Annotated in this window: 22 protein-coding genes; 19 read left to right on the top strand and 3 right to left on the bottom strand. The window is 67.4% G+C overall.

Annotated elements, in window-relative coordinates:
* The first annotated feature begins 96 nt into the window (after positions 1 to 96).
* The 9 genes from AB0H61_RS31615 to AB0H61_RS31575 all read left to right on the top strand — a co-directional run bounded on the left by AB0H61_RS31615 (position 97) and on the right by AB0H61_RS31575 (position 8,550).
* Positions 97 to 1,347 (top strand): extracellular solute-binding protein, encoded by a 1,251-nt coding sequence (locus tag AB0H61_RS31615; protein WP_357311391.1) that lies wholly within the window; start codon positions 97 to 99, stop codon positions 1,345 to 1,347.
* 19 nt (positions 1,348 to 1,366) lie between these two features.
* A complete protein-coding gene (locus tag AB0H61_RS31610) occupies positions 1,367 to 2,263 on the top strand; it encodes a sugar ABC transporter permease (protein ID WP_357311390.1) in 897 nt (298 codons plus the stop codon).
* The gene (locus tag AB0H61_RS31605; protein ID WP_357311389.1) at positions 2,260 to 3,156 is read left to right on the top strand and encodes a carbohydrate ABC transporter permease; all 897 of its coding nucleotides are present in this window, start codon (positions 2,260 to 2,262) and stop codon (positions 3,154 to 3,156) included. Before AB0H61_RS31610 ends, AB0H61_RS31605 begins: the two co-directional genes overlap by 4 nt.
* A 107-nt stretch (positions 3,157 to 3,263) precedes the next feature.
* Positions 3,264 to 3,959 (top strand): TetR/AcrR family transcriptional regulator, encoded by a 696-nt coding sequence (locus AB0H61_RS31600; protein WP_357311388.1) that lies wholly within the window; start codon positions 3,264 to 3,266, stop codon positions 3,957 to 3,959.
* Between the two features lie 123 nt (positions 3,960 to 4,082).
* A complete protein-coding gene (locus tag AB0H61_RS31595) occupies positions 4,083 to 4,874 on the top strand; it encodes a DeoR/GlpR family DNA-binding transcription regulator (RefSeq protein WP_357311387.1) in 792 nt (263 codons plus the stop codon).
* A gap of 115 nt (positions 4,875 to 4,989) precedes the next feature.
* Positions 4,990 to 5,856 carry an ABC transporter ATP-binding protein gene (locus tag AB0H61_RS31590; RefSeq protein WP_357311386.1) on the top strand — a complete coding sequence of 289 codons (867 nt, stop codon included), beginning with the start codon at positions 4,990 to 4,992 and terminating at the stop codon, positions 5,854 to 5,856.
* A complete protein-coding gene (locus AB0H61_RS31585) occupies positions 5,853 to 6,599 on the top strand; it encodes an ABC transporter permease subunit (RefSeq protein ID WP_357311385.1) in 747 nt (248 codons plus the stop codon). Before AB0H61_RS31590 ends, AB0H61_RS31585 begins: the two co-directional genes overlap by 4 nt.
* The gene (locus AB0H61_RS31580) at positions 6,596 to 7,393 is read left to right on the top strand and encodes an ABC transporter permease subunit (RefSeq protein WP_357311384.1); all 798 of its coding nucleotides are present in this window, start codon (positions 6,596 to 6,598) and stop codon (positions 7,391 to 7,393) included. The genes AB0H61_RS31585 and AB0H61_RS31580 overlap by 4 nt, the downstream gene beginning before the upstream one ends.
* Positions 7,394 to 7,482: 89 nt before the next feature.
* The gene (locus AB0H61_RS31575) at positions 7,483 to 8,550 is read left to right on the top strand and encodes an ABC transporter substrate-binding protein (RefSeq protein WP_357311383.1); all 1,068 of its coding nucleotides are present in this window, start codon (positions 7,483 to 7,485) and stop codon (positions 8,548 to 8,550) included.
* Between the two features lie 34 nt (positions 8,551 to 8,584).
* Here the strand turns inward: AB0H61_RS31575 and AB0H61_RS31570 are convergent, their stop codons facing one another.
* Positions 8,585 to 9,625, bottom strand: coding sequence for an XdhC family protein (locus tag AB0H61_RS31570; RefSeq protein ID WP_357311382.1), 1,041 nt, complete (start codon positions 9,623 to 9,625; stop codon positions 8,585 to 8,587).
* A gap of 6 nt (positions 9,626 to 9,631) precedes the next feature.
* Positions 9,632 to 10,252, bottom strand: a complete 621-nt coding sequence (locus AB0H61_RS31565; protein ID WP_357311381.1) for a nucleotidyltransferase family protein — start codon at positions 10,250 to 10,252, stop codon at positions 9,632 to 9,634.
* 131 nt (positions 10,253 to 10,383) lie between these two features.
* Between AB0H61_RS31565 and uraD the strand changes: the two genes are divergently transcribed.
* From uraD to puuE, 9 genes are all read left to right on the top strand, one after another.
* Positions 10,384 to 10,887: a 2-oxo-4-hydroxy-4-carboxy-5-ureidoimidazoline decarboxylase gene (uraD, locus tag AB0H61_RS31560; RefSeq protein WP_357311380.1), complete on the top strand. Its 504-nt coding sequence runs from the start codon at positions 10,384 to 10,386 to the stop codon at positions 10,885 to 10,887.
* Positions 10,884 to 11,201: a hydroxyisourate hydrolase gene (gene uraH, locus AB0H61_RS31555; RefSeq protein ID WP_357311379.1), complete on the top strand. Its 318-nt coding sequence runs from the start codon at positions 10,884 to 10,886 to the stop codon at positions 11,199 to 11,201. The genes uraD and uraH overlap by 4 nt, the downstream gene beginning before the upstream one ends.
* Before the next feature lie 7 nt (positions 11,202 to 11,208).
* Positions 11,209 to 12,114 (top strand): factor-independent urate hydroxylase, encoded by a 906-nt coding sequence (pucL, locus tag AB0H61_RS31550; protein ID WP_357311378.1) that lies wholly within the window; start codon positions 11,209 to 11,211, stop codon positions 12,112 to 12,114.
* 57 nt (positions 12,115 to 12,171) lie between these two features.
* Positions 12,172 to 13,542: an 8-oxoguanine deaminase gene (locus AB0H61_RS31545; RefSeq protein ID WP_357311377.1), complete on the top strand. Its 1,371-nt coding sequence runs from the start codon at positions 12,172 to 12,174 to the stop codon at positions 13,540 to 13,542.
* A gap of 160 nt (positions 13,543 to 13,702) precedes the next feature.
* Positions 13,703 to 14,560, top strand: a complete 858-nt coding sequence (locus tag AB0H61_RS31540) for an FAD binding domain-containing protein (RefSeq protein WP_357311376.1) — start codon at positions 13,703 to 13,705, stop codon at positions 14,558 to 14,560.
* A complete protein-coding gene (locus AB0H61_RS31535) occupies positions 14,557 to 17,319 on the top strand; it encodes a molybdopterin cofactor-binding domain-containing protein (protein WP_357311375.1) in 2,763 nt (920 codons plus the stop codon). Before AB0H61_RS31540 ends, AB0H61_RS31535 begins: the two co-directional genes overlap by 4 nt.
* The gene (locus AB0H61_RS31530) at positions 17,316 to 18,551 is read left to right on the top strand and encodes an aldolase/citrate lyase family protein (protein WP_357311374.1); all 1,236 of its coding nucleotides are present in this window, start codon (positions 17,316 to 17,318) and stop codon (positions 18,549 to 18,551) included. The genes AB0H61_RS31535 and AB0H61_RS31530 overlap by 4 nt, the downstream gene beginning before the upstream one ends.
* On the top strand, positions 18,548 to 19,513 hold the full coding sequence (gene alc, locus AB0H61_RS31525; RefSeq protein ID WP_357311373.1) for an allantoicase: 966 nt from the start codon (positions 18,548 to 18,550) through the stop codon (positions 19,511 to 19,513). The genes AB0H61_RS31530 and alc overlap by 4 nt, the downstream gene beginning before the upstream one ends.
* Positions 19,510 to 20,415, top strand: a complete 906-nt coding sequence (puuE, locus tag AB0H61_RS31520) for an allantoinase PuuE (RefSeq protein ID WP_357311372.1) — start codon at positions 19,510 to 19,512, stop codon at positions 20,413 to 20,415. The genes alc and puuE overlap by 4 nt, the downstream gene beginning before the upstream one ends.
* 3 nt (positions 20,416 to 20,418) lie before the next feature.
* Here puuE and AB0H61_RS31515 read toward each other — a convergent pair whose 3' ends face one another.
* Complete coding sequence (locus AB0H61_RS31515; protein ID WP_357311371.1) at positions 20,419 to 21,558, bottom strand: alpha/beta hydrolase; 1,140 nt, start codon at positions 21,556 to 21,558, stop codon at positions 20,419 to 20,421.
* Positions 21,559 to 22,057: 499 nt separating this feature from the next.
* Between AB0H61_RS31515 and aceA the strand changes: the two genes are divergently transcribed.
* The gene (gene aceA / locus AB0H61_RS31510) at positions 22,058 to 23,347 is read left to right on the top strand and encodes an isocitrate lyase (RefSeq protein WP_357311370.1); all 1,290 of its coding nucleotides are present in this window, start codon (positions 22,058 to 22,060) and stop codon (positions 23,345 to 23,347) included.
* Positions 23,348 to 23,661 lie beyond the last annotated feature (314 nt).

Below are 23,661 nucleotides of genomic sequence, written 5' to 3'. Positions count from 1 at the left end.
GATCACGATTCGGGCTAAATTAGGGGCAGATCGGTGATTCCCCCATCATCGGCGGTCCGGCCGGTGCCGGGTGTGGAAATTCGAAAGGTTCTGCTCGTGAAACGACCATTCCAGCGCGCGCTCGCGGGCGCCGCGATCGTCACCAGCCTGGCGCTCGCGGTGTCTTCCTGCGGATTCGGCGCCAAGTCGGACGACTCCGGCCCGAACACCATCAGCTTCCTCGCACCCGCCTACAGCGACGGCGCCAACGGCACCAAGGCGCTGTGGGACCGCATCATCGCCGACTTCCAGCAGGCCAATCCGGACATCACGGTGAAGTTGCAGATGGAATCCTGGAACTCGATCAACGATGTGGTCAAGACCAAGCTCCAGTCCCAGGAGACCACACCGGACGTGTTGAATATCGACGCCTACGTCAGCTTCGCCGCCGACGGCCTGCTGTATCCGGCGACGGATATCGCCTCGGAGTCCGTAATCGCCGATATCCAGCCCGGATTCGCGCAGAACGCCTCACTCGACGGGAAGCAGATGGCGCTGCCGCTATTCGCCTCGACCCGCACCTTGTTCTACAACACCGAACTGTTCGCCCGCGCGGGCATTACGGCACCGCCCAAGACCTGGGCCGAATTGACCGAGGCCGCAACGAAGATCCAGGCGCTCGGCGGCGGGATCTCCGGCTACGGTCTGCCGCTGGGATCGGAGGAGTCCCAGGGCGAGACCTCCATCTGGACCTTCGGGGCGGGCGGCAGCTGGTCCGACGGCGATAAGATCACCGTCGATACCCCGCAGAACCTCGAGGGCGTGCGCGCCATGCGCCAGCTCGTCGATTCCGGCGCCACCCAACCGAATCCGGGTGCGACCGACCGCAAGGATGTCATCAACGCCTTCATCCAGGGCCGGATCGGCATGATCGAAGGACTGCCGCCGACGGTCTCCCAGATCGCGGGCAAGAATCCGGGTCTGAAGTACGCCACCGCGCCCTCGCCGACCAAATCCGGTGATCCGGTCACCCTCGGGGTGGCCGATCACCTGATGGCGTTCAAGAAGGACGGCACCAAGCAGGTCGCGATCAGGAAGTTCGTCGACTACTTCTACTCCGCGCCGGTCTACTCACATTTCGTGAAGACCGAAGGTTTTATCGCCATCACCAAGAGCGGCGCGTCCGCGCTCACCGATGACCCGGTGACCAAGGCCTTCGTCGCGACGCTGCCGGTCGCGAAGTTCTACCCGAGCAACAACCCGAAGTGGGGCGCGGCGCAGGGTGCGATCAAACAGCAGATGGGCACCATCGCCCAGGGCGCGGACCCGGCCGCGGTGCTGGCGAAGATCCAGGAAGCCGCGAAGTAGCGTGAGCGGCGAGGTAGTTGTGCGACAACGGAGTTCCCGGACCGCACAGGCGCTGGCCGCGCTGCCGTGGATCGGTCCGACCCTGGTGCTGATCGCGGCGATCGTCGCGTTCCCCGTCGCCTACATGATGTGGACGAGCACCCGGGATCTGAGCCCCTACGGCCAGGATCGGGGTCCGGCCGGGCTGGACAACTACCGCGCCCTGTTCGACATACAGGAACTGGGCGGGATTCTGGTCCACACGGTGATCTGGGTGGTGGCGGTTGTCGGTATCACCCTGCTGCTGTCGGCCGGGCTCGCCCAGTTCCTGAACAAGGACTTCCCCGGGCGTACCGCCGTCCGGCTGGCGATCCTGGTGCCGTGGGCGGCCTCGGTGGTGATGACCACGACGATCTTCTATTACATGCTCGACCCGGATGTGGGCATCGCCAACAGATTTCTGGTGGATATCGGGCTGCTGGATCGCGGCTACGGCTTCACCAAGCAGCCGACGCAGGCGTTCATCGTCGCGATCGTGGTCGGTATCTTCGTCTCGATCCCTTTCACCACCTACACGATTCTGGCTGGGCTGCAATCGATTCCGGCGGAGATTGTGGAGGCCGGCCGAGTCGACGGCGCCGGTTCCTGGCAGCGCTACTGGCATCTGATCCTGCCGCAGCTGCGGCCCGCGATCGCGGTGGCGACCATCATCAACATCATCAACGCGTTCAATTCGCTGCCGATCCTGCAGGTGATCACCGGCAGTATCGCGGGTTTCGAGGCCGACACCACAACGACCTTGACATTCAAACTGATTCGGCAGAATCAGCAGGTCGATACCGCGGCCGCGATGAGCGTGCTGAACTTCGTGCTGATCATGGTGATCATCGCGATCTACGTGAAGCTGATTCGTCCGACCCGGCAGGTCGACGCATGATCGGCCAACTGGTCGCGGTGGACGATGCGGCGCCGACGACCGTGGATTCCGTTCGGGTGACGCCGCACCGGCGTCGGCGGCGCTGGGAGTTGACCGCCGTCGGCGTGGTGATCGCGCTGATCTTCCTGATCCCGTTCATCGTGATGGTGCTCGGATCGTTGAAGAGCCGGGCCGAGATCCTGCGCATCCCACCGACCTATCTGCCGCAGACCTGGCATCCGGACAACTACTCCACGATGTGGGATACCCCGGAGACGCCGCTGCCGTTCAATCTGGCTAGCACCGTCATCATCTCGGTCTGCGCCACGCTGCTGGTACTGGCGGTCGCGATTCCCGCCGCGTATTACACGGCGCGGCGGCGGTTTCCGGGCAAGGTGGTATTCCTCGGTCTGGTGCTGGTGACGCAGATGTTGCAGCCGACCGTGCTGGTGACCGGTCTGATCCGGCAGTTCTTCGTCCTCGGCATCAATGACACCTGGCTGGCGATGATCCTGGTGAACGGCGCCTTCAATCTGTCGTTCGCGGTGTGGATTCTGCACAGTTTCTTCGCCTCGATTCCCGTCGAGATCGAGGAGGCCGCCCAGCTGGACGGCCTGAGCCGCTGGCAGATCCTGACCAAGGTGAGTCTGCCGCTGGTCTGGCCCGGCATCGTGACGGCCACCATCTTCACGGTGGTCGCCTGCTGGAACGAATTCGCGGCCAGCCTGGTGGTGCTGACCACCCCGGAGAATCAGCCGCTGTCGGTGGCGCTGACCAAGTTCGTCGGACAGTACGACACCGCATGGCAATACGTCTTCGCGATCTCCACCGTCGGCATCATCCCGGTCGTCATTCTCTTCGCACTGATCGAGAAGCGACTCGTCGCCGGGCTCACCGCGGGCAGCGTCAAGTAGCCACTACCGGAAAGGGTTGGGGTTCAAAGGGTCCGCGGCGCAACCCCTGTTCTCGTACCCCTATCGCTCGATCGGATTCGGCGTCGGCCGCGCGGTAATATCGACAGGTGGCACGGCGGGATGACGAATCCAGGGACGGACGCAACTACGGGGGGCTGTCCAAGGAGCAACGGGTGGTGCAGCGTCAGGCCAGATTGGTCGACGCCGCATTGGAGCTGTTCGGTACCCAGGGGTACGCGGCTACCTCGATCGAACGGCTCTGCGCCGTCGCCAACGTCTCCACCCGCAGTTTCTACGAGGATATGGGCAGCCGCGAGGCGTTGCTGATCGCGCTGGTGAACCGCCAGACGACCCGGGCGGTCGATGCCGCGCTGCAGGCGTTGGAACGGACCAGGGACGAGTCGTTGTCCACCCGGGTGGTCGAGAGTTTCCACGCGTACCTCGCGGTGACCTGTCGCGATCAGCGGACCGCGCGCGTGCACTACGTCGAGGTGGTCGGCGTGAGTCAGGCGGTCGAGGAGTGGCGCAGGGAACAGCGCAGACTCCTGTCCGCCCTCCTGATCCACGAGGCCGAGCGCGGGGTGGGGCGCGGGGAGACGACACCGCGGCGGTTCGATCTGTTCGCCCTCGCGGTGATCGGTGCGGTCAATTCACTGGCTCAGGAACTGGTGCAGACCACACTGCCGGACGCGCCGATCTCGCTGGACGAAATATGCGATGAGATCGCGTACTTCGTCTCCTCCGGGCTGGCCTGTTCCGAAGTCGGACGCCACAGCCCGCGCCAGGGTGTCCGCGTGAGTTGAGTGGGGTACCCCCGGCTTGGCAATCGGCCACCGGAATCTCTACGGTCGGCAGCGTGCGTATGGTCAGATTGTCGGCGTGCCTCGAAAAACACCAGGTAGCCCATTCGATCGGAATGGCGTGAGATGACCGGACCGACGGACCGGCCGCAGCGGTGGAACCGGCTGCTGGAGTTGCTCGCCGAGACCGGGCGGCTCTCGGTGGAGGATGCCGCCGAACGGCTCGGTGTCTCACCGGCCACCGTGCGCCGCGACTTCACCGCGCTCGCCGAACAGCAGTTGGCCACCAGGACGCACGGCGGGGTGGTGGCGACCTCGGTCGCCTACGACCTGCCCGCCCGCTACCGGCAAACCGGTGGCGAGGCCAAACAGCGCGTTGCTGAGCACGCCGCGTCGCTCGTCGAGCCGTCGGCGGTGGTCGGCATGAACGGCGGCACCACGACGACCGCGGTGGCTCGGGCGCTGGCCGGACGCCCCGAACTGGCCGATCCTCGCGACGATCAGCTGACCATCGTCACCAACGCGTTGAATATCGCGGGCGAGATGGTGCTGCGACCGCATCTGCGCACCATCTGCCTGGGTGGAGTGGCGCGCCGCGAGTCCTATGAATTGCACGGTCCGCTGGCCGAGCGGGCGCTGGCCGAATTGCGGTTGGACACGCTGATTCTCGGGGTGAACGCGATCTCCGCCGAGGGCGGGGCGCAGTGCAGGCATATCGACGAGGCCGGGGTGACGACCGAAATGGTGCGCCGCTCCGGACATGTGATGGTGGTCGCGACCTCGGACAAGCTGGAACGGACCGCGTTGGCGCGGATCTGCGGGATCGAGCAGATCCACGTGCTCGTCACCGATACAGATGCGAATCCGGCCGCGGTGGAAGCGATTCGCGCCGCGGGCGTGCGGGTCGACCTGGTCTAGGGGCCAGCCCCACCGGGAGTCGAATCGGCGGCCGCGCGGCGCCACGTAACGATTGCGCAATCTGCGGCCGCGATTCGCAATACCGGTGCAACCGACCCCTTCTATGGTGGCCGTCATGAGCACGGAGCGTGAGACCGGTGGGCAGGACCTCGGAGCCGCGGGGGTTGATCCGGCCGGCGGGGGCACCGGAATTCACATCAGCGGTTTGTCCAAGACCTTCAAGGTCGGCCGCCGCACCGTCCAGGCGCTGGACTCGGTGGACCTGCACACCGATCAGGGCGCGTTTCTCGCACTGCTCGGCCCGTCCGGTTGCGGTAAGTCGACGGTATTGCGGATCCTGGCCGGTCTGGAGGCGCCGACTTCGGGTAAAGCCCTGATCAATGGCGAGACCCCGGCGGAACTGCGCGGGCACCATGAACTCGGCATCGCGTTCCAGGATTCGGCGCTGCTGCCCTGGCGTTCGGTCGAGTCCAATATCAAGCTGCCGCTCCAGGTCGCTGGTCTCAAACCGGATCCAGAACAGATCGCCGAGCTGATCCGGCTGGTCGGGCTGGAGGGATTCGAGAAGGCGAAACCCGCCCAGCTCTCCGGCGGCATGCGCCAGCGCGTCTCGATCGCGCGGGCGCTGGTGGTGAAGCCGACCGTGCTGCTGCTCGACGAACCGTTCGGCGCGCTCGACGATATGACCCGGCAGAAGCTGAACCTGGAATTGCTGCGGATCTGGACCGAGAAGCCCGCGACGACGCTGATGGTCACCCACGGCATCGCCGAAGCGGTCTTCCTCTCCGATGTGGTGGCGGTGATGAGCCCGCGGCCGGGCCGGGTGCTGGAACTGGTGGAGATCGATCTGCCGCGCCCACGGCGGCCGGAGATGATGCGCACCCCCGAGTTCCACAAGCTGCACGACTATCTTTCGGAGCTGCTGTTCGGCAAGACGGGCACCGGCGGCGTCGCCTTCGAGAAGTCGGGCGGGGCGGCATGAAATATCTGGGCGGCCTACTCGGCATCGTCGGTTTGATCGCTGCGTGGTGGATACTCGCCGCGTTCGGTGTCGCGGGCGGCACCATCCCCAGCCCGTGGCGGGTGCTGGACACCATGCATACCGACGGCTGGGCACTGTACGGGCCCAATTTCAAGGTCACCGCCGCCGGGGCGCTGAAGGGCTTCGTATGGGGCAATGCGCTGGCCATCGGGCTGGCGATGCTGGTGATGCTGATTCCGCCGATCGAATCGCTCGCCACCCAGCTGGCCATTCTCAGCTACTGCACGCCGCTGCTCGCACTGGGACCGATCATCCTGGTGGTCTTCGGCGGGCGCACCCCGACGGTGTTCCTCGCCGCGATGTATTGCTTCTTCACCACCATGGTCGGCACCGTCACCGGGCTGCGTTCGGCCGATACCGCCAGCCTGGACCTGGTCCGCGCCTACGGCGGTGGGCGCTGGCAGCGGCTGTACCGGGTGCAGGCGATCGCGGCGCTGCCGAATACCTTCGCGGCGTTGAAGATCGCAGCCCCTTCCGCGGTGCTCGGCGCGATCATCGGCGAGTACCTGGGTGGGGTGGACAGCGGCATCGGCGTCGCGCTGACCGCCGCGCAGACGGCCTACAACGTGCCACGAACCTGGGGTATGGCACTGGCCGCCGCGGCGCTGGCGGGGCTCGGTTACGCGCTCGTGGCACTCGCGGCGCGGCTGGTCGCCCCGTGGACCGCGCAGGAGGCGCGATGAATGTCCTACGCCGGATCGGGCTGTTCCTGCTTCCGCTGGTCACCTCGTTGCTTTTGATGTTGGTGATCTGGGAGGTTTTCCTGAAGGTGTTCCCGCAGGTCGGGCCCCGGGTCGGCAAGACACCCGGTGATATCTGGCGCTACCTGGTCACCGCGCCGGGAGCGTCGGCGGCACGGCAGGCGATCCTCGACGATCTCCTGATCACCTTGCGGGACGCGGCAATCGGATTCGCGGTCGGCATGGGTGTCGCACTCGTGGTGGCCGCGCTGTTCGTATCCTTCTCGGCCGTCGAGCAGACCTTCATGCCGGTGGCCATGCTGCTGCGGTCGGTGCCGCTGGTGGCGTTGACCCCGATCATCGTGCTCGTCTTCGGACGCGGTCTGGCCGGGGTGACGGTGATGGCCGCGATCGTGGTGTTGTTCCCGGCGCTGGTGATGATCATGGCCGGGCTGCGCAACACACCGCGTCAGGCGATGGATGTGGTTGCCGCCTACGGAGGTTCGCGGTGGACGGGTCTGCGGATGGTGGCGATTCCGGCCGCGCTGCCCTCGGTCTTCGCGGCGGCCAGGATCTCGGTGCCCGGTGCGCTGATCGGCGCGTTGATCGGTGAGTGGCTGGGCAGCGGAACCGGCCTGGGCGCCAGCCTGATTCGGGCGATTCCGACCTTCCAGTACAGCAAGCTGTGGGCGTCGATCGTGATCGTCACCATTGTGTCGGTGGTGCTGTACGCGATCGTCGGTGTGATCGAGAACCTGGTGCTAGCCCGATTCGGCCCGGAGGCCGGGCGGAGTTGAGCGGCGATATTCGGACGGAATCCACGCAATTCAATGCTCGGAACGTGAAAGCAAAGAAAATGAAACCGAATCGACCTAGATTCGGCCCTATGACACCAGAGTTCGATCGTCGCTCCTTTCTCCGTTACTCCGCGCTGACCGGCGCCGTGCTCGGCGGCGCGGGCCTGCTGGCCGCGTGTGGCGATGATTCCAGCAGCTCGCCGGGCGGCTCGACACCGGACGGATCGAGGTTCGGCTCCGTCGCCATCCAGCTGTCCTGGCTGAAGAACATCGAATTCGCCGGTGAGTACTTCGCCGATTCGAAGGGCTATTTCAAGGACGCCGGATTCGGTTCGGTGAATCTGATCGCGGGCGGTGCCGCCAGTACCTCGGTGGAAGCGGGACTGGATACCGGAAAGGTATGGCTCGGTCTGTCCGCGCCGCAGACCACGGCGCCGGCGATCCTGGAGGGCCTGCCCGCCAAGATCGTCGCCACCACCTATCAAAAGAACCCGTTCTGCATTGTCAGCTCCGCGGGGAAGCCGATCAAGAACCCGCAGGATATGAAGGGCCGCAAGATCGGCGTACAGGACACCAACCTGCTGATCTTCAACGCGCTGCTGACCGCCAACGGCATGAAGCCCGGTGATGTCACCATCGTGCCCGCGCAGTTCGACCCGACTCCGCTGGCCAACGGCGAGGTCGACGGCTGGGTCAGTTATGTGACCAACGAACCGATCATCCTGGCCGCCAAGGGTTTCGAGAACACCAACTTCCTCTTCGCCGACTACAACCTGCCGCTGGTGGCCGAGACACTGACGGTGATGCAGTCCACCATCGACAAAGAACGCGACAAGCTGAAGGCCTTCCTGACCGCCGAGATCAAGGGCTGGAAGGATGCGGTGGCCGCCCCGGCCGAATCGGCCAGGCTCGCGGTCGAGGTATACGGCAAGGATCAGAAACTGGATCTGGCCGAGCAGACCAAGGAAGCCACGGCACAGAACGATCTGGTGCTCTCCGCCGACACCGCCGCCCATGGGCTGCTCAGCATGACCGATCAGCTGATCGAGCAGAACATCGCCGCGCTACGCACCGCCGCGATCGACATCAAGGCCGATCAGCTCTTCGACCTCTCTGTGCTGCGCGAGGTGTACGCGGAGAATCCGGGCTTGAAGTAGGGCCGATGCTTTCGGTGTCAGAGCGCCCGGAATATCACAGTGACACTGACGCTTTGACGCCGAAGGCCTGCTCGGCACGGATCACATCGGCCTGCTCAGGGTGGATCCGGGTGCTCCGTCCCGAACGTGTCGCCAGTATCTCGGCGGCGATCGCCACAGCGTGTTCCGAGGCCGTGCGGGCCCCGACGTCCATTCCCGCGGGGGAGTGCAGGCGGGCCAGCGTAGCGTCCCCGAAGCCGCCCGCGCGCAGATCCTCCATGCGCCTGTTGTGTGCCGAGAAGGTACCCGCGGCGCCCAGGTACCCCAGCTCGGGTAGTCGTAAGGCCACGGTGAGTAATGGAATCTCGAACTTCGGATCGTTCGAGAGCACCGCAATCGCTGTGCTGGAATCGATTTCACCCGCCGACGACAGGGTGTTCAGGTACCGGTGCGGCCAGTCGACCACCACCTCGGCGCCGGTGAATGCCTGCGATGCGGCGATATCGTCGCGCGAATCGCAGATCGTCACCCGATAGCCGAGCAATTTGGCCTGCACCGTGAGCGCCGCGGCAATCGCGTTGGCGCCGAAGATGATCAGGCGCGGCGGCGGGGCGAACGAGGCAATGAAGACATCGGATTCCGGCAGCGCGACCAACTCGGTGTTGTGCCGCTTGTCGGTGACGAGGTGCTGGCCGATCAGGTCGCCGTCCGGATTCCACACCACGGTGAAGACGGTGATTCGGCGGTGCGCGGCGATTTCCGCGGCGACGGTGGGGAATTCGGGAAAATCGCGGCGCGAGAACGGTTCGGCGAATACATCGATCATGCCGCCGGTATCCCCGCCCGACTCCCCGGCGGGAACGCCGAAGCGGTGCATGGCGCGCCTGCCGGTCCGGGCCGCGGCCACGGCGGCTTCGTGCACCGCCGACTCGACGGACCCGCCGAGCACCGAACCGTAGACGCCGCCGGCGGCGTCTACCAGCATCGCCGCCCCGACGTCCAACGGCCCGGACCCCACGGTCCGCACCACGGTCGCCAAGCCTCCGGTTCGGCCGGAATGCCACACCCGCAATAGGTCATCGACGATGTCGCGCATCAGTTCCTAGCTCCGATCACCGGGCGTCGTGGCCGGGACATCACGATCGAGTCCCGTCGCCAAATCGTCGCACGTGACGCACACCATATCCTCCCTGCCGAACAAATAGGTGCGCGCGCCCGAATCTCCCACCGCGGCGGAGTAGACCGAGGTCCAGTGCTTGTGGTCGATCACAACCGGATGACCGGGTGTGTTGTGGAACACAGCGCGGGCCAGCCCGCTCGGGGCGTCGGTGGCCGCCGTGATGACCCTGGCGACCACATCGGCCCCGACGTCGGGGGTGTCCACCGGCATGATCGCGGCGTAGTGGGCGGGGGTGCGCGCCGCCTCGCGCAACCCGGCCCGCAGTGACGCGCCCATACCGGTCGCCCAGTCGGCGGCCCACACGTGGCGGGTGCCGGGCGGGAGATCGACGATCCCCGGTCTGGGACCGGTGGCGCCGAGCACCACGATGACCGGATCGCAGCCGCCGTCGCGCAGTGCGGCGACGGTCCCGCGCAGCCATCCGCCGTGCTCGGCGAGCACCTTGGGAAAGCCGTAGCGGGTGCCCGCACCGGCGGCGAGTACGAGTCCCACGCAGTCGGGCGGGGTGGCCGGGGGAGCTGTCCCTCGGTCGGGTGAGGCCATATCGGCAACGGTAGCCCCGGACCGTTGCCGGTGGGTTACTTACAGGTCCCCACTGATGAAAAACTGACACGCCGACAGAGAACTATTCCTTTCGGGTGGCAACACGGGGGGTCTTATTCGATGCTGGAGCGATGACAGAGGACGTGGTCGGCCTCGCCGATTTCAACGCGTTGCCCGACGAAGCGGCCATGCGCGCGTTGCTTGCCTGTTGCTCGTCGTCCACCTTCGCGCGCTCGGTCCTCGCGGACCGTCCGTATGCCAGCGCGGCGGATCTGCTGGCCGCCGCCGACGCGGCGCTGGCGGCGCTGCCGGAATCCGAGATCGACGCGGCACTGGCCGGGCACCCGCGCATCGGCGGCCGCCCGGATACCGCGGCCTCGGCGCGTGAGCAGGCAGGCGTGGCCGCTGCCGGGGATGCGGTGCGGGTCGCGCTGGCCGAGGGCAATCTGGCCTACGAGGAGCGGTTCGGTCACATCTACCTGGTGTGTGCGAGCGGCAGGTCCGGCGCCGAACTGCTCGATCTATTGCGGACCCGGCTCGGCAACGATCCGGAGACCGAAAGGCGGGTCATGCGAACGGAACTGGGCAAGATCAACCGAATCAGGTTGCGGCGGTTGCTCGGAGCGGTTCGGTGAGCACCCTCAGCACGCATGTGCTCGACGCGGTGCGCGGCGTCCCCGCGGTCGGCGTCGAGGTCGCGCTGTACGCGCGGGCCGATCGACTGGACGCGGCGACCACCGATGCCGACGGCCGGATCGCCGGATTGGGGAAGGCGCTGACCCCCGGCGCCTATCGACTGGTCTTCGGCACCGGCCCCTATTTCGCCGAGCGCGGGGAGCCGACCTTCTACCCGGAGGTGTCGATCGCGTTCGTCGTCACCGAGGAGCGGCACTACCACGTCCCGTTGTTGCTGTCGCCCTTCGCCTTTTCCACCTATCGAGGGAGCTGATCCACTCATGGAACTGACCGGGCCGATCATGCTGTCCGATCACCGATACGGTAAGGCGGAGAACCGGATCGTCCGGATCTACCGGGACGGGGTGCGGCACGAGATCCGCGATGTGAACGTCTCCACCGTGCTGCGCGGTGAATTCGCCGACGCCTACGTCGCCGGTGACCAATCGAAGGTGCTGCCCACCGATACCCAGAAGCAGACCGCCTACGCCTTCGCGAAGAAGCCCGGCCTACAGCCGGTGGAGGATTACGCGCTCGCGCTGGCCGCCCATTTCGTGAACGAGATCGATCCGGTGCGCAGGGCCCGCATCGAGCTCGAAGAGTATGCCTGGCAGCGGGTTTCGGTCGGCGAGCGGGAGCACGACCACACCTGGGTGCGGCAGGGGCCCGAGGTGCGGACGGCGACGGTCACGGTGGCGGGTAAGGAGACCGATCAGCGCGCCTGGGTGATCGGCGGGGTCGATGGCCTGGTGATCCTGAAGTCGACCGGATCGGAGTTCGCGGACTTCCTCGTCGACGACTTCACCGTGTTGGAGCCGACGCACGATCGCATGCTGGCGACCTCGTTGACCGCCCAGTGGCGATTCGCCGAGACCACTGGCGTGGACTGGGACGAGGTCTACGCGGGAATCCGAGCCCGCATGATCGAGGTCTTCGCCACCCATCATTCGAAGGCGTTGCAGCAGACGCTGTTCGAGATGGGTAAGGCGGTCCTGCGGGCGTATCCGATACTCGCCGAGGTGCGCCTGGCCGCGCCGAACAAGCACCACTTCGCCTACGACCTCGGGCGATTCGGGATCGAGAATCACGGCGAGGTATTCCATGCCGACGACCGGCCGTACGGGCTGATCCACGCCACGGTCGCGCGGGAGGACGCGCCGGACGCGGGACCGGCGTGGGAGCCGTGATCGCGCAGGTGTGAGGGGCATCGTCGGGGTACATCTCGATCGGAGAGCGAGGCTCGCATGGAAGCACTGACGAACGGTCCGACACTGGTGATCGACGGCTGCGCGGTGGCGACCGTCGACGCGGCGGGCACCGAGTATCGATCGGGGCATGCGGTGGTACACGGCACCCGGATCGGCGCCGTCGGCCCGGGTCCGGCGCCCGTGCGCGATGTGCCGCGGATCGACGGCCGTGGCTGCCTGCTCACCCCGGGCCTGGTCAACACCCACCACCACCTCTACCAGTGGATCACCCGCGGTCTGGCCGCGGACAATACGCTCTTCGAGTGGCTCACCACGCTCTACCCGATCTGGGTCGGAATCGATGAGGAGGCGCTGCGGGTAGCGGCGACCGGTGCGCTGTCCGCGCTGGCCCGCACCGGATGCACCACGACCTCCGACCATCACTACGTCTTTCCGCGTGCGGGCGGCGACCTACTCGGCGCCGAGATCAGCGCGGCCGCGGAGGTCGGACTGCGCTTCCATCCGTGCCGCGGCTCCATGGATCTCGGCGCGAGCTCCGGCGGACTGCCGCCCGACGATGTGGTCGAACCACTCGACGCCATCCTCGCCGCCAGTGTGGATGCCATAACCCGCTGGCACGACCCGTCTTTCGATTCGATGCTGCGCATCGCGCTGGCACCGTGCTCCCCCTTCTCAGTCACCGGGGACCTGATGCGGCAATCGGCCGTCCTCGCCAGGGAGTACGGCGTCGGCCTGCACACCCACCTCGCCGAAACCGTCGACGAACTGGACTTCTGCGCGGCCACCTTCGGCTGCACCCCGGCCGAATATATGGAACAACTGGGCTGGCTCGGCCCCGATGTCTGGTTCGCGCACGCCGTCCACCTCGACGACGCGGCGATCACATCCATCGCCCGCTCCCGCACCGGAGTCGCGCACTGCCCCACCTCCAACGGACGCCTCGGCGCCGGGATCGCTCGCACCGCCGCCCTGCTCGTGGCGGGTGCCCCCGTCGGCCTCGGCGTGGACGGTGCGGCGAGCAACGAATCCAGTTCGATGATCGAGGAACCCCGCAATGCCCTTCTCTACGCCCGCGCCGTCGGTGGTCCCCGGTCGATGAGTGTTCGCACCGCCCTCGAACTCGCCACCATCGGCGGAGCCCGGGTACTCGGCCGCGAGGCCGAAATCGGTTCGATAGCACCCGGCAAGCTGGCCGATCTGGCCCTCTGGCGGCTGGACGGCCCGGCGCACGCGGGTATCGACGATCCGGTCGCGGCCCTCATCCTCGGCTCGCCGCCCCCGCTCGCCGCCGTGATCGTCAACGGCAGGGAGGTGGTACGCGACAACGAAGTGCGCACCGTCGACGAGCGCGCCGTCGGTCTTCGGGTCGCCCGTGCGCAACGCGACCTGGTTGCGAAGGCGCGGTAGCGCGGGATCCGGGTCGATACTGGAAGGTAGCCCCCCGGTGGGGGCGGTGGTGGTCGGCCGCGAGGTTACGGCGGCGCAATGTGGGCCGGGTGTGGCGCAACATTTCGGCAACTCGCGGCTTCTAGGGTGGGTCGCAGGTGCTTGTGGAGCGAGGTGCGATGTGGATCTGGATACGATCCGGGAGGTGGTGGTGGCGCGGGAGCGGGCCGATCTGATCGGCCTCGGCGGGAGCTGCGCGGTACTGGCCGGGGGGACGTTCCTGTTCTCGGAACCGCAGGATCGGTTGGACCGGCTCGTCGATATCACCGGGTTGGGGTGGCCCGCGCTCTCCGAAACGTCCGAGGGGCTGGAAATCGCCGCGACCTGCGCGTTGGCCGAGTTCGCCGGTGCCGCGCGCGGGCATGAATTGGGGTGCGCGGTGCTGCGGGCCGAGTGGCCGGGGACGGCGTTGTTCGCACAGGGCTGCCGGACACTGCTGGCTTCGCACAAGATCTGGCGCACCGCGACGGTCGGCGGCAATGTCTGTCTATCGCTGCCCGCCGGTGCTGTCCTCGCCGCATTGACCGCGCTGGACGCGAATGCGCTGGTCTGGTCGCCGAACGGCGCTGATCGACGGATACCGTTGCGCGATTTCGTGATCGGGCCCGGCCGTAATGTCCTGACACCGGGAGAAGTGCTGCGCTCGATTACCGTGCCGAATCGAACCCTGTTCGCCCGCACCGCATTCCGCAAGATTGCGCTCGCGCCGCTCGGCCGCTCCGGTGCGGTGGTCATGGGTCGTCGCGAGCCGGACGATCGGACCGCGCTGACCATCACCGCGGCTACCGGCCGTCCGGTGGTGCTGGACTTCCCGGCACCGCCCGGCACCGCCGAACTCGATTCCGCACTGACCGGGATCGATCCGGCGCTGTGGTTCGACGACCCGCACGGAACCCCGGATTGGCGTCGCCACGTCACCGCGGTGCTCGCCCGGGAGGTTGCCGCGGAACTGCGAGCCGAGGTCCGTGATCGGCAATGAGATTCGACGTTGACGGTCAGATCGTCGAGGCCGATCCGCGACCGGGTCAGTGCCTGCGCACACTCCTGCGCGAACTGGGCGTCTTCGCGGTGAAGAAGGGCTGCGACGCGGGCGACTGCGGCGCCTGTTCCGTGCAACTGGACGGTATGACCGTGCACTCCTGCATCATCCCGGCCTACCGCGCCGCCGATCGCACCATCACCACCGCGGCCGGACTCGGCACGTCCGGCGATCCGCACCCGGTGCAGCGGCGGTTCGTGGAAGAAGCCGCCTTCCAATGCGGGTTCTGCACCGCCGGAATGGTGGTCACCGCCGCCGGATTGGGTTGCGGCACTGAGGAATCGGGGCCGGACCCGCAACAGCTGCCGGAGTTGATGAAGGGCAATCTCTGCCGCTGTACGGGTTATCGCGCGATCGGCGAGGCATTGACCGGCGAGTCTCCCACCGAGGTGGGCGCCCGCGCCGGGGTGGGCGCGCCCGCCGGGCCGCGGGTGGTGACGGGCACCGAACCCTTCACCTTCGATATCCGGCCTCTCGACGCCGCCGAAGAGCACGGCCGCGAGGCCGATCGCGCCGCCTTCGCGCCGCCCACCGCGCCGCTCCATATCGCGGTACTGGCCAGCCCGCATCCGCACGCGCGGATCGTCTCCCTCGACACCGCCGAGGCCGCGGCGCTGCCCGGTGTGCACGCGGTGCTCACCTATGCGGACGCCCCGGGGGTCGCGTTCTCGACCGCGCGCCACGAACTGCGGGCCGACGATCCCGACGACACCTACATCCTCGACCGGACGATGCGCTTCGTCGGCCAGCGCGTCGCCGCGGTCGTCGCGGAGACAGTGGATATCGCGCGGGCTGCCTGCCGAGCCCTGCGCGTCGAATACGAGCTGCTGCCCGCCGTCTTCGATCCCGCCGAAGCGCTACGCCCGGAGTCGCCGAAACTCCATGGCGGCAAACCGGATTCGGCGCGCATCGCGGATCCCGAGCGCAATCTGGTCGCCGAAGTGCACGGCGAGGTGGGGGATATCGGGGCCGGTGTGGAAGCCGCGGCGAAAGTGATACGCGGGGTGTGGCATTCACCACGCGCACAGCACGTACATCTCGAAACCCACGGCGGAATCGGCTGGTTGGACGCGGACGGTCGTCTCGTCATCCGGTGCAGCACACAGGTGCCGTTCCTGGTGCGCGACGAACTCTGCCAGGTATTCGGTCTGGCGCGGGACCGGGTGCGGGTGTTCGCGACCCGGGTCGGCGGCGGATTCGGCGCCAAGCAGGAGATGTTGGCGGAGGACCTGATCGCGCTGGCGGTGCTGAAGACCGGGCGGCCGGTGCAGTACGAGTTCACCCGCTCGGACGAATTCACCTCCGCCACGACGCGGCACCCGATGCGGGTGGCGGTGACCGCGGGCGCCGATGCGGACGGCGTGCTGACCGCGCTCGCGATCGATGTGCTCGCCGACGCGGGCGCCTACGGCAATCACAGTGTGGGCGTGATGTTCCATGGTGTCGCGGAGTCGGTGGAGGTGTATCGCTGCGCCAATAAGCGGGTCGACGCACAGTCGGTGTACACCAACAATGTTCCCTCCGGAGCCTTCCGCGGCTACGGCCTGGGGCAGATCATTTTCGCCGTGGAGTCGGCGCTCGACGAACTGGCCGAAGAACTCGGCATCGATCCATTCGAGTTCCGCAGGCGCAATGTCGTGGTGCCGGGGGATCGGTTCGTCGGCGCGCAGGTCGACGACGGCGATCTCGTATTCGGCAGCTACGGCCTGGATCAATGCCTGGATCTGGCGGAACGCGCGCTGCGCAGTGGTGACGGTGAACCGACGCCGGGGCCGGGTTGGCGGGTCGGCACCGGTATGGCGCTGGCCATGATCGCGACCATTCCGCCGCGCGGCCACCGCTCGGAGGCGATCGCCGCCCTGCGGGCCGACGGACAGTACGAAATACGGGTCGGTACCGCGGAATTCGGCAACGGCACCACGACGGTGCACGCCCAGCTCGCGGCCACCGCGCTGCGGACCGACGTGCGTCGCATCGTGATCCGGCAGTCCGATACCGATCTCGTCGGTCACGACACCGGCGCCTTCGGATCGACCGGAATCGTGGTGGCGGGCAAGGCTTCCTACGCCGCCGCCCTGGCGTTGCGCGAACGGATACTCGAGCGCGCGGCGAAGCTGACCGGCGCCGCGCCGGGCGAATGCGAACTGGAGGCCGACGGCGTCCGATGCGGGGATCGGCTCGTCACCCCGGCGGAATTGCTGGCGGACGGTGAGCTGGTCGCGCACGGTGACCACGCGGGCAGCCCGCGCTCGGTGAGCTTCAATGTGCACGCGTTCCGGGTCGCGGTACACCCCGAGACGGGATCGGTGCGCATCCTGCGATCCATCCAGGCCGCCGACGCGGGCACGGTACTCAATCCGGTGCAGTGCCGCGGTCAAGTGGAGGGCGGCGTGGCCCAGGCCATCGGTACCGCGCTCTACGAGGATATGCGCAGCGACCACGGCGTGGTGACGACCACGACGCTGCGGCACTATCACATTCCGCAGTTCGCCGACGTGCCGCGCACCGAGGTGTACTTCGCCGATACGAGCGATGACCTGGGTCCGCTCGGCGCCAAGTCGATGAGCGAATCGCCGTACAACCCCGTTGCCCCGGCGCTGGCGAATGCCATCAAGGATGCTGTCGGGGTACGACTGGAACGGTTGCCGATGACGGCGGACCGGATCTGGCGCGCCATGCGGGAAGGAGACCGAAGGTGACCTCCACGCGGTTGCCCGAGCACATCCGAGCCGGGATCGACGCGATCCTCGACACCGTCGATGCCGAATTGCGCGTGCGCTACCCCGGCCAGGACGGCCGTGCTCAGCCCATCCACACGGTGTACGTGCCCGCCGACCGAATAACCCCGGCGACGCCGCGGGAATGGGGCGCGGCCGCCACCCGCCTGCTCGACGAGCAGTACGAGCTGCTGACCGCACTGGACGGCACCGATTCGCTGTCCGCGGTGCGGACGCGGCTGACCCGCGATCCGGTCCAGGATCTGCGCATCGACTTCGAGGACGGTTACGGATTCCGCTCCGACTCCGAGGAGGATCGGGCCGCTACCTCGGCGGGCAGAGTGCTGGCCGGGTGGGCCATGGAACCGGGCGGCCCGTCCGGATTCGGGATCCGGACGAAGGGCCTGGCGGGCAGTGAGCGCGGCCGGGCACTGCGCACCCTCGAACTCGTGCTCGACGCCGCGGGCGGGGTGCCCGATGGTTTCGTCTTCACGGTGCCCAAGATCCGTGCGGTGGAGCAGGTTTCGGCCCTTGTGGCGCTGTGCCGGGAATTGGAGCGGAGTTTCGGCTCGGCCGAGGGCGCGCTGCGTTTCGAGTTACAGATCGAGAGCCCGCAGGCGATTGTCGCCGCCGACGGTACCGCGCCGATCGCCCGGATGATCGAAGCGGCCGAGCGGCGTTGCAGCGCACTGCACTTCGGCACCTATGACTACACCGCGGCCTGCGGAATAGCCGCGACCGACCAGGCCCTCGATCACCCGGCCGCCGATCACGCCAAGGCGGTGATGCAGGTCGCGGCGGCGCAGACCGGCGTCTGGATCTGTGACGGCTCCACCCAGATCGTGCCGGAGACGGATCCGGAAGGCGCGCTGCGCAACCACTATCGGCTCGTCTCCCGCTCGCTGCGCCATGGCTACTACCAGGGCTGGGATATGCATTCCGGCCACCTCGTCACCCGCTGGCTGGCCACCTACGAATTCTTCCGCCGGGCGATCGACGTGGCGGTCCCGCGCCTGCTGGCCTACCTGGATCGACGCTCCGGCGGCGTGATGGACGAGCCGGCAACCGCGGAAGCGCTGGCAGGCACCGTTGTGCGCGGTATGCACTGCGGCGCCCGCACCGACGCGGAATTGCGCGCCATGGCCCCGGAACTGACCCCCGCCGTCCTGCGCGCCTTGGTCGCGCGCGAGCCGATATCGCAGGATCCCCGATGACCGCGGAGGACTTCACGCTGCTGCCGGATCTCGCGGTCCGGCCGCTGGGCGGTTCGGTGATCTGGGCCGATGACGAATTCTTCGCGGAGAAGGAGAATTTGATCAACCCGGGTCCGTCCGAGCACCGGCCGTCGACCTTCGGGCACAAGGGGCAGGTCTACGACGGCTGGGAAACCCGCAGGCACCGCGGTGAGCCGGGCGACGACACCGCGATCGTGCGGCTCGGCGTGCCCGGGGTGATCCGCGGCATCGTCGTGGACACCGCCTGGTTCAGGGGTAATTACCCACCGGCCGTATCGGTTTCGGCACTGGAGATCGAGGGCTACCCGCCCGCCGAGGTGATCGCCGCGCGCGACGACTGGGTGAGCCTGGTCGACCACGCCGCGGTTATCGGGGACAGTCGCAACCCGTTCCCCATCGAGAACGACAATCGCTGGACCCATGTGAAACTCACCATGCATCCGGACGGCGGTGTGGCGCGGCTACGGGTGCACGGGGAGGGCCGACCGGATCCGCGGCTGCTCGGTCTCGGCCCGCTCGACCTGGCCGCGCTGGAGAACGGCGCCCTGGTGCTCGACTGCTCCAACCGCTTCTACAGTTCCCCGAACCAGCTGCTCTATCCCGGTTCGGCCCGCCAGATGGGCGACGGCTGGGAAACCGCCCGTCGCCGCGACGACGGCAACGACTGGGTGCGGATTCGCTTGGCGGGTCCCGGCCTGATTCGCCTCGCCGAAATCGACACCTCCTACTTCCTCGGCAACAGCCCGGCGGCGGCTCGGCTGACCGGCCGCACCACCGACGGCACCGAGTTGGAACTGTTGTCGCGCACCGACCTGCTGCCCGACACCAGGCATCGCTTCGCGATCGCGCCCATGGCGGCATCGGTGGAGGAGGTCAGGCTGGATATCTATCCCGACGGCGGACTGGCCCGGCTGCGCCTGTTCGGAGAGCTGGGCGGATGACGAGCGAACGCGACTTCGTCGGCTACGGACCGACCCCGCCCGATCCGCAATGGCCGGGCGGGGCCCGCATCGCGGTCCAGTTCGTGCTGAATTACGAGGAGGGCGCGGAGAACAATGTCCTCGACGGCGACCCGCATTCGGAGACCTTCCTCTCGGAAATGACTCCGGCGGAAGCCTTCCCGAACCGGCACATGAGCATGGAATCGCTCTACGAGTACGGCTCCCGGGCCGGACTGTGGCGGGTACTGCGGGCTTTCGAGCGCCGTGGCCTACCGCTCACCATTTTCGCCGTTGCCCGGGCCATGCAACGAAATCCGGAGGCGGTGGCCGCTTTTCGAGAACTCGGCCACGAAATCGCCTGCCACGGCCTGCGTTGGAAGTCCTATCAGCTGGCCGATCGTGAGACCGAGCGCGAGCATATGGCCGCGGCGGTCCGCATCCTCACCGAGCTGACCGGCGCCGCACCGCTCGGCTGGTATACCGGCCGCGATTCCCCGTACACCAGGGAACTGGTGGTGGAGCACGGCGGCTTCGTCTACGACTCCGACTCCTACGCCGACGACCTGCCGTATTGGGTCACCGTGCACGGCACCGACCACCTGGTGGTGCCCTACACCCTCGACACCAATGACATGCGCTTCGCCTCGCCTGCCGGTTTCCCCAGTGGCGAACAGTTCTTCGCCCACCTCCGCGACGCCTTCGATGTGTTGTATCGCGAAGGGGCGGAAGGCAGTCCGAAGATGCTGTCGGTCGGCCTGCACTGCCGCCTGGTCGGCCGCCCCGCACGCATCGCCGCCCTGGAACGCTTCCTCGACCACGTGCAGTTGCACGAGAAGGTGTGGATAACTCGGCGTATCGATATCGCCGAGCATTGGCGCGCCGTGCATCCCGCCGGGGCCTGACCGTCAGTCGAACAGGTTGCGCACGAACGGCACCGAATCCGGCAGCGAGGCGTTCACCGCGCCGTTATGGTCCTCGGGATAGGTGTGCAGCGTGACCGGCTGTCCATTGGCCCGCAATCTGGCGGCGAACAGCAGCGTCGCGGGGGTGATCACATCGGTGTCGCGCAGGCCCTGGCCGAGGAACAGCGGCTTGTCGTAGCCGGTCTCGGGCAGGCCCATGGTCCGGGTCAGCAGCCCGCGCAGGTCGGGGATCTCCAGCAGCGGCCGTGCGAACAGGTTGCCGATCACCACGTCCGCGGCGGCCAGCTCGTCCCCGAATTCGTCGATGCAGACGCCGCGGGCGCGTTCCAGCCAGAACCGGCCCGGGTCGGTGAGGTAGGACTCGATGTCCAGGCCGGGGTAGGTGGTGCGCAGGCTGTTGAGGATGTACAGCACGTAGGCGGTGGTGTGCGGGCCCAGCTCGATCGGCGGCACGTTCGGGCCGAGCGGCAGCAGAATGTCCTCGATATAGGCCGGTACGCCGGTGCCGACGGCCCCGCGGTAGTCGAGCTCCGGTCCGCCGAATTCGGTGGCGTAGCGCGCTGTGTAGACGGCCGCGCCGCCGCCCTGGGATTGGCCGACCACCACCCACTTCCTCGACAGCGACGGGTACTGCCTGGTCGCGGCCTTCACCGCGTCGACGACATTGTGCGCCTCGACCTTGCCGTTGAGGTACGGATGCTCGCCCGGTACGCCGAGCCCGGCGTAGTCGGCCGCCACGATCGCGTAGCCCTGCCGTAGCCAGGTCCCCAGGTAGGCCCAGTCGCGCTCGACGGCGGCGGGCCCGGCGATGCTGTAGGCGCAGTTGTCGCCGAGTCCGACGGTGCCGTGCGCCCAGGCGATCACCGGCCAGCCGCCCGCGGGCGGCTCACCCGGCGGGAAGTACACCGCGGCACTGGCCATGGCCGGCAGGTCACCCACGGTGGTCGATTCGTACCGGATGCGGGTGGAGTTCACCGAGCCGGGGAGGGTGGCGGCGGGCGAGAGCGGCGCCACCGATTCGACGGTTCCCGGTGCGGCCGACTCGGCGACCGCGGCGGGCAGATTCAGCAGGCTGGTCGCGCAGGTGGCGGCCACCGCCGCGGCGACCCACAGTTTCCGCATGGGGCTCCTGTTCGATTGACGTAGCGCCCGCGGGTCGCGCGAATTCGACCGACGAGAACTGGACGGTTGCCCAAGAAATGACTGTCGGCCTCAGTCTGCCGCACACTCGGGCGCGCCGCGCGTTCGGGAGTGGCCGAGCCCACACCGAGGGCGGGTGCCCGAACCTGTGAAGGTCCTCACAGACCGGAATGCTCCGGCGTGTTGCCGCCGGAGCCGCGGGTGATCGCAAACAGTACGAGCGTTACGCTAAAACCCCACGTCAGAGCTACCGACGGGTAGGAATCATGCTTGCAATTAGCCCGCAAATTTCGCAGGGTTAGCAAACGCGGGGCGAAACCTAGCTGAGATTCGCATTAGCAACAGGTAGACGGCTATTTCCTGGTGTGCCATCGTGTGGAAGTACACCCCATGGGCCTAGCAAGCCTGCAAATTGCCGCCACAGCAGTCCGAGCGAATTCTCGGCGCGCGGCACCGACCGACCAAAGAAGTGGAGTCAGAGATGTCGACCACCGGCACCCCGAAGACCGCTGCGGAACTCCAGCAGGATTGGGACACCAACCCCCGCTGGAAGGGCGTTACCCGTAACTACACCGCGGAGCAGGTGTCGAAGCTCCAGGGCACCGTCGTCGAAGAGGCCACCCTCGCGCGTCGTGGCTCGGAGATCCTGTGGGACCTCGTCAACAACGAGGACTACATCAACTCCCTTGGCGCCCTCACCGGCAACCAGGCGGTCCAGCAGGTCCGCGCCGGTCTGAAGGCCATCTACCTGTCCGGTTGGCAGGTCGCCGGTGACGCGAACCTGTCCGGCCACACCTACCCGGACCAGTCGCTGTACCCGGCCAACTCGGTTCCGGCCGTGGTCCGCCGCATCAACAACGCGCTGCTGCGCGCCGACGAGATCGCCAAGGTCGAGGGTGACACCTCGGTCAGCAACTGGCTGGCCCCGATCGTCGCCGACGCCGAAGCCGGCTTCGGCGGCGCGCTGAACGCCTACGAGCTGCAGAAGGCCATGATCGCGGCCGGCGCCGCGGGCGTGCACTGGGAAGACCAGCTGGCTTCGGAGAAGAAGTGCGGCCACCTCGGTGGCAAGGTGCTGATCCCCACCCAGCAGCACATCCGCACCCTGACCTCCGCGCGTCTCGCGGCCGACGTCGCCGACGTTCCGTCGGTCATCATCGCCCGCACCGACGCCGAGGCCGCGACCCTCATCACCTCCGACGTCGACGAGCGCGACCGCGAGTTCCTCGACGGCACCCGCACCCCCGAGGGCTTCTTCGGTGTGAAGAACGGCATCGAGCCCTGCATCGCGCGTGCCAAGGCCTACGCCCCGTACGCCGACCTGATCTGGATGGAGACCGGCGTGCCGGACCTCGAGGTCGCGCGCAAGTTCGCCGAGGCCGTCCGTGGCGAGTTCCCGGACCAGCTGCTGGCCTACAACTGCTCGCCGTCCTTCAACTGGAAGGCGCACCTGGACGACGCGACCATCGCGAAGTTCCAGCGTGAGCTCGGCGCGATGGGCTTCAAGTTCCAGTTCATCACCCTGGCCGGCTTCCACTCGCTCAACTACGGCATGTTCGACCTGGCCTACGGCTACGCCCGCGAGGGTATGACCGCCTTCGTCGACCTGCAGGAGCGCGAGTTCAAGGCCGCCGCCGAGCGTGGCTTCACCGCCATCAAGCACCAGCGTGAGGTCGGTGCCGGCTACTTCGACACCATCGCCACCACCGTGGACCCGAACACCTCCACCGCGGCGCTGAAGGGTTCCACCGAAGAGGGCCAGTTCCACTGAGTTCTCTGCGGCGCGGGCGCCGCGGGTTCGCGGCCCTCGATGTCTCGCGTCCGAGCGGACGAGACTCGCGCCTTCGGCGCGTGCGCTCCGTCCACTCGGACGCGAGACGGCCGCGAACGGTCGCTCGTAAGGCTCGCTCCGTGCGGGGCGAGTCGGGACTGAACGTCCTGAACCGAATGCACAATCCTCTACTCCAGTAGGGGTGTACCGCCCTCCTCGCTGAACAGCCCCAGCGAGGAGGGCATCCCTATACCTTGGACTTTCGAAGGTGCCGCTCCAACCGAGTCGCCCTTCATCACAAGCCACCCGACTAG

It is taken from the genome of Nocardia sp. NPDC050710 (assembly GCF_040654375.1).
Lineage (GTDB): Bacteria > Actinomycetota > Actinomycetes > Mycobacteriales > Mycobacteriaceae > Nocardia.
This window is presented reverse-complemented; position numbering and strand designations above follow the sequence as displayed.

Bases quoted from the DNA above. Each gene is read 5' to 3' on its own strand.
- AB0H61_RS31545 (WP_357311377.1), top strand. From the start codon at position 12,172: ATGGAAGCACTGACGAACGGTCCGACACTGGTGATCGACGGCTGCGCG.
- AB0H61_RS31580 (WP_357311384.1), top strand. From the start codon at position 6,596: ATGAATGTCCTACGCCGGATCGGGCTGTTCCTGCTTCCGCTGGTCACC.
- AB0H61_RS31535 (WP_357311375.1), top strand. From the start codon at position 14,557: ATGAGATTCGACGTTGACGGTCAGATCGTCGAGGCCGATCCGCGACCG.
- aceA (WP_357311370.1), top strand. From the start codon at position 22,058: ATGTCGACCACCGGCACCCCGAAGACCGCTGCGGAACTCCAGCAGGAT.
- AB0H61_RS31590 (WP_357311386.1), top strand. From the start codon at position 4,990: ATGAGCACGGAGCGTGAGACCGGTGGGCAGGACCTCGGAGCCGCGGGG.
- puuE (WP_357311372.1), top strand. From the start codon at position 19,510: ATGACGAGCGAACGCGACTTCGTCGGCTACGGACCGACCCCGCCCGAT.
- alc (WP_357311373.1), top strand. From the start codon at position 18,548: ATGACCGCGGAGGACTTCACGCTGCTGCCGGATCTCGCGGTCCGGCCG.
- AB0H61_RS31605 (WP_357311389.1), top strand. From the start codon at position 2,260: ATGATCGGCCAACTGGTCGCGGTGGACGATGCGGCGCCGACGACCGTG.
- AB0H61_RS31575 (WP_357311383.1), top strand. From the start codon at position 7,483: ATGACACCAGAGTTCGATCGTCGCTCCTTTCTCCGTTACTCCGCGCTG.
- uraD (WP_357311380.1), top strand. From the start codon at position 10,384: ATGACAGAGGACGTGGTCGGCCTCGCCGATTTCAACGCGTTGCCCGAC.
- AB0H61_RS31570 (WP_357311382.1), bottom strand. From the start codon at position 9,625: ATGCGCGACATCGTCGATGACCTATTGCGGGTGTGGCATTCCGGCCGA.
- AB0H61_RS31565 (WP_357311381.1), bottom strand. From the start codon at position 10,252: ATGGCCTCACCCGACCGAGGGACAGCTCCCCCGGCCACCCCGCCCGAC.
- pucL (WP_357311378.1), top strand. From the start codon at position 11,209: ATGGAACTGACCGGGCCGATCATGCTGTCCGATCACCGATACGGTAAG.
- AB0H61_RS31515 (WP_357311371.1), bottom strand. From the start codon at position 21,558: ATGCGGAAACTGTGGGTCGCCGCGGCGGTGGCCGCCACCTGCGCGACC.
- AB0H61_RS31585 (WP_357311385.1), top strand. From the start codon at position 5,853: ATGAAATATCTGGGCGGCCTACTCGGCATCGTCGGTTTGATCGCTGCG.
- AB0H61_RS31595 (WP_357311387.1), top strand. From the start codon at position 4,083: ATGACCGGACCGACGGACCGGCCGCAGCGGTGGAACCGGCTGCTGGAG.